4 protein-coding genes are annotated in these 4850 nt (G+C 49.0%); all 4 read right to left on the bottom strand.

From position 1 onward, the window contains the following. Window positions 1–137: 137 nt before the first annotated feature. Window positions 138–872: a DUF502 domain-containing protein gene (locus J0895_RS23405; RefSeq protein WP_207090399.1), complete on the bottom strand. Its 735-nt coding sequence runs from the start codon at window positions 870–872 to the stop codon at window positions 138–140. Window positions 873–1741: 869 nt separating this feature from the next. Further along, complete coding sequence (locus tag J0895_RS23410) at window positions 1742–2614, bottom strand: glycosyltransferase family 2 protein (protein WP_207090400.1); 873 nt, start codon at window positions 2612–2614, stop codon at window positions 1742–1744. Between the two features lie 306 nt (window positions 2615–2920). Next, complete coding sequence (gene hpsJ-B / locus J0895_RS23415) at window positions 2921–3739, bottom strand: hormogonium polysaccharide biosynthesis protein HpsJ (protein WP_207090401.1); 819 nt, start codon at window positions 3737–3739, stop codon at window positions 2921–2923. Window positions 3740–4247: 508 nt separating this feature from the next. Then, on the bottom strand, window positions 4248–4850 hold a 603-nt coding region (locus J0895_RS23420; protein ID WP_207090402.1), incomplete at its 5' end, for a TIGR04283 family arsenosugar biosynthesis glycosyltransferase.

Consider the following 4850-nt stretch of genomic DNA (forward strand, 5'->3'; position numbering starts at 1 on the left):
CCTACATCCCAAAGTGCCTATATATTCTGGAGTAACGTAGTAATCCTGGCTTAACGAATTACTCAGGCTCATGACACGCTCCTTAATTTCTTAAGAAGCCCGCACTGTAACGGTATTCCGTTCAGTGCGTGTTGTGGTCACATATATTCTTTTTCTTCTTCAGAAACAAGGGTCTGCTGTTTAACCTCAGTTCTGAGTTCCTGTAGCTTGTGATCGCTCGATGGAGGCAGGGGCAAGGGTCCAGTCATAGGGGCGCTAACAATGCCACCGGAGACGATGACTTTAAAGGCATCTTCCACGGACATGGAGAGGTTGATCACTTCTTCTTCAGAAACGACAGCATACCACCCACTGGTCGGGTTAGGCGTGGTGGGAATAAAAACACTGACCATTCCCCCGGATAATTGGGATTGAATTTCTGCTGCGACACCTCCGGTGACGAAGGCGATCGCCCAGATTCCTTTGCGCGGATACTCGACTAAAATCACCCGTCGAAATTTCCCATTGGAATCTTTCAGGACGGTTTCTAAAATTTGCTTGAGGGTTTTATAAACCGCACCCGCCAGGGGAATCGCTTGTAGCACTCGTTCCCCCAAGTCAAGCAACCATCGTCCGGCGATGTTGCGTGCCATCAATCCAATCAGCAGAATACTCAGGAGGGGAACCGCCAACCCGACTCCTAAGTTAATCAGGATGACTAAAATTGGGTGGAGGTTATCAAAGGGATTAAGCTGCTTGGGAATACTGGTCAGGAAATCGATCACCCATCGAGCAACAGTAATCGTCAGCCAAATGGTGGTTGCCAGGGGAATGATCACCAGCAGTCCAGCAATTAGGTCATTTTTTAAGTCTTGTTTAAGGCGTTGGATCACAGCTCACCCACTCTCCTTTTGTTCGGAAACATTACGCGATCGCCACTTTTAACTGCTTGATTATCAACAAACGGTATCATCTTCGGTCTCAAAAAAACCGTCAGAGTCCAGCCTTGAATCCCTTCCTTTCCGTAAAATCCTCGGGCGGAGTCAGCAACGGTGAGGGATGAGACAGAAAATGAATCGCCACAAAACCATGATTTTTTCGGGGAGAACTCTTGCGGGCTTTTTAGCCCCTGAGTCGGCTTGAGGGAGCCAAGGCTGAATCGGTCCCGGTTTCTTGGCAGAAACGGAAAAAACATGGAGTATCTTCTGATACTATACCCTGCGCCCTGAGCAAAGAAAGTGTCAAGTTCAACTCAGGCGCTTCTCTAGTAAATTGTAAAGAATTATTTTAATACTTTTAGTCCGCGCAGGGGTCTACTGAGCAAAGCCTGTCCTGAGCCCTGAGCCCCGCCGAAGGGTCGAAGGGGGTCGAAGGGCCGAAGCCTGTCCTGAGCCCTGAGCCAGTCGAAGGGTCGAAGGGGGTCGAAGTACGGGCTTTGTCCGCAAGTGCCCCACCCTTGAGGACTGAAGTTGGTTAACGGGAGACCTAACCCCCCAACCCCCTTCCCTACGAGGTCAGGGGGAGCCGGAAAGCCCCTCCCAGAGAAGACATTTATTCCTTATACCTCCCTCTCCTCTGAGGAGAGGGCCGGGGTGAGGTCGGGGAGGGGTTTGGGGAGAGGTCTCTTTCTTGAAGAGCCAACAGAGTCCTTGAGGGTGCGGGTTTTTATAGACCTTTAACAACCGAATTCCGGATCAGATCAACAAACCGGCAGAGATTCAAATCTCTGCCGGTTGTCGTAAGGGCCCCGACACCCTAAGAATTATGAGGGGTTGGATGTGGTGGCATTGCTGGTGGGTTGGGGGTCTAACTCAGGGGTGGGCATATTTTGGAGTTCCCACACTTTGAGCAAGATTAGATATTCATAAAATGCCTGTAAGGTACACCAAGCAAATCCGGCGCGTCCATCAAGGATGCCCCCAAGCATCAAGTACATATAAATAAAGCGCAACAGGGGACGAAAGGGTAAGCGCAAGGAGAGATCTTTGAGTGCTCTGCGTTTTTCGACTTCCGATCGCCCAAAGAAGAGATTATTCCAGGAGACTTCTCCTTTTTGCAGTTGGCGCAGGGTTTCTTGAGCTTCATCACTAGAGTAGCGGTTATGTTTGTCCAACCAGCGACTCAATCCTTTGCTACTGGTGTAGTGGGGATAGGTTTCTTTCAGAAATCCGGTGGGACCATCACAGACTTCCCGTTCCGTATGTCCGTAATCCGTGAACCATACCTTGTCCTTGCGGAATAAGCGCAGTTGATAGCGGGGGTACTGGGTGCTGTACCGAATCCATTGGTTCATAAACATGACGCGCTCGGCGATATAGTAGCCTCGGAGCTCGTCGGGGTTGGCGATCGCATCGAGACATTCCTGAAATAATTCAGGAGTCATACGCTCATCGGCTTCCAGGATGTACACCCATTCATGTTGGGTGGGAATCTCTTGCAGCATCCAAGTCCGTTGTTTGCCGTGACTTTCAAAGGGATGCTGGACCACCTGTACCGGATACTGACGAGCAATCTCCACAGTGCGATCGCTTGACATCGAGTCCACCACGATAATCTCATCACTCAGCATGGCGGACTCGATGCAAGCAGCAATATCAATTTGTTCGTTATGGGTCAGGATATAAATCGAGAACATGGGGGCAATTGCCAATTATCGGCTGAATTGTGAATAGTTATTGCGATCGGCGATCAAAACTTGTCTGCGACCCCGGTATCGGCCACTTCGTTGAACCACACACCCTAAATGGCAGAAGGGTTGCACCGGGTGAGCGCCCTGACGCACCCATTTCGCCCTAATCGTAACTCAACCGAGAGGATTGTCACGAGGGCAACCTCGCCAAATTAAAAGACTTAGACTTGAATAGAATTGAGAGCAAGCTGACTTCCCAACTTGACTGGGTATCCCTGAGTGATGCCTGAATGCGATCGCGAATTTCTGCTGCTAACGACCCATCGATTTACGCCGTCCTCCCCCGGCACTCCCCATACTTTTTAAACCAGTCCAGCCAATAATGCTGTAAGCCACGGATAACAACAAACTGCTAATCCCAGTTTGCACGGCTAACTTAGTAAGTCGAGTTTTGGTCTGACTTTCCAGTTCTTGCTGACGAGAGCGAATCTGAGTGAGTTGTTGAGTCCGAAGATTATCCGAACTGAATTGTTGGTTGAGGAACTGATCCAAGGCTTGGGGATTCTGCTGAAATTGTTCCAGTAAGTCCTTCTCTTGTTGCGGCACGTCAGGACTTTGTAGCGCTTCGTTCAGTTGGTCTGGATTCGATATCAATTGCCGAATTTGTTCTCCGATCGCGGTCCGGCGTTGTGTAATTTCGTTCTCCACATTCTCGTTAGCCAGTTGGCTTAAGACTTGACCTTCGGTCTGGCTGGCCTGTTCTCGGATCTGCTGCAAAGCATCAGCACGTTGCAGCCGCACGTTATTCAAATGCAGTGGAAATACTACTAAAAATACCACCCCAAGAATTGTTGACAACACAAATGCCCAAAATCTCAAATCTTGGAACGGGTTGCGGTTAGCGACACCACCACCTTCAGAACGATCCATCCAAAACCCGGTTACCAAAAAAGCTATCCCTACTAAGGGAATAATTCCTCGTTCTACAATTTGAGCGGCATAAGCAATTTGCCATTCTCGTGATCCGGGCTGAAAGGGAATGGCTAAAAGCACATAATCCACCAGTGATGATATAATTAAAATCACCCCGATTACTTTGAGGGACATTGAAGCTACAGACTCTTGATTCATGATTCTCCTATAATTTTACCGCTATATTCCCCCACATAGGGGAAGTTTCTCTCTTCTATTTCCACTCGTTTTCTGATGTGTTTTTACCCCAATAAGGTTGACTGAATTTCGGGGTTTTGGACAAAGAAATTTTGGTTTTGGAATCCCCTAAAACGAGTGGAATGCTTAAGAATATTCAGTCTTAACCCTGAAACTCTTTGTTTTAATCGACTCGTCCTGATTGCCATAAAATACTATTAATAGGCCAGGTTTTGCGATTCATCAAATGAGTTTCATTGGAGGCCACACCGTTAAAGGGTGATTGATTGAATCCTCCGATTTCAGTTTAAACTTAAATCCCAGTAATTTTAACCTCAACTGGTTAAACTTTACCCAAAATTTATTGTTGTTTTTGGCAGGGGGTAAAAGCCACCTCAAGAGATCGAGGTTCGGTGGAACGATGCCGGGACAGGAGGATGGATTGGGGGCGTTGACCCAGGACAGACCACCGGATCAACCTGATATTTCCCTATTTTACTGCGGTGGTGCGATACCAATGCGCTAAACGGGTCGGTGAAATCCCCAAATAGTATCCCAGAATCATCAGTTGATTGATCCCAGTCGTTTGGAGAATGCCCAATTTCTGCCATCGTCTGGCACTGGTGAAGGCGGGGGTTGGGGCGATCGCCAGGGGTCCGCGCCGTTTCAAGCGTTCCACAAACTCAAAATCCTCCATGATCCCCATCTCGGCAAATCCTCCCAGTTCCCAAAAGGTGGCGGCACGAACAAAAATTCCCTGGTCCCCATAAGGCATCTGCCCTAGGCGCGATCGCCACTTCACCCCCCATTCAATCACCCGCAGCAAGGGTTCTGTTCCCTCAATCTTCAATTCAAAGGCTCCACCCACCACCTCCGGTTCCTCTAGGATGCGCCGGATCTCTGTCTCAAACCCTGACCCCAACCGAGTATCTCCATGTAAAAATAGCAGGATTTCCCCGGTTGCCTGAGCAGCGCCCAGATTCATTTGTCTCGCTCTCCCCGGTTCGCTACGGACTACAGTAACCCCTAATGATGTCGCAATTTCCCGGGTGCGATCGCCCGATCCGCCATCCACGACGATAATTTCTACATC

It is taken from the genome of Phormidium pseudopriestleyi FRX01 (genome assembly GCF_017313335.1).
GTDB lineage: Bacteria > Cyanobacteriota > Cyanobacteriia > Cyanobacteriales > Laspinemataceae > Laspinema > Laspinema pseudopriestleyi.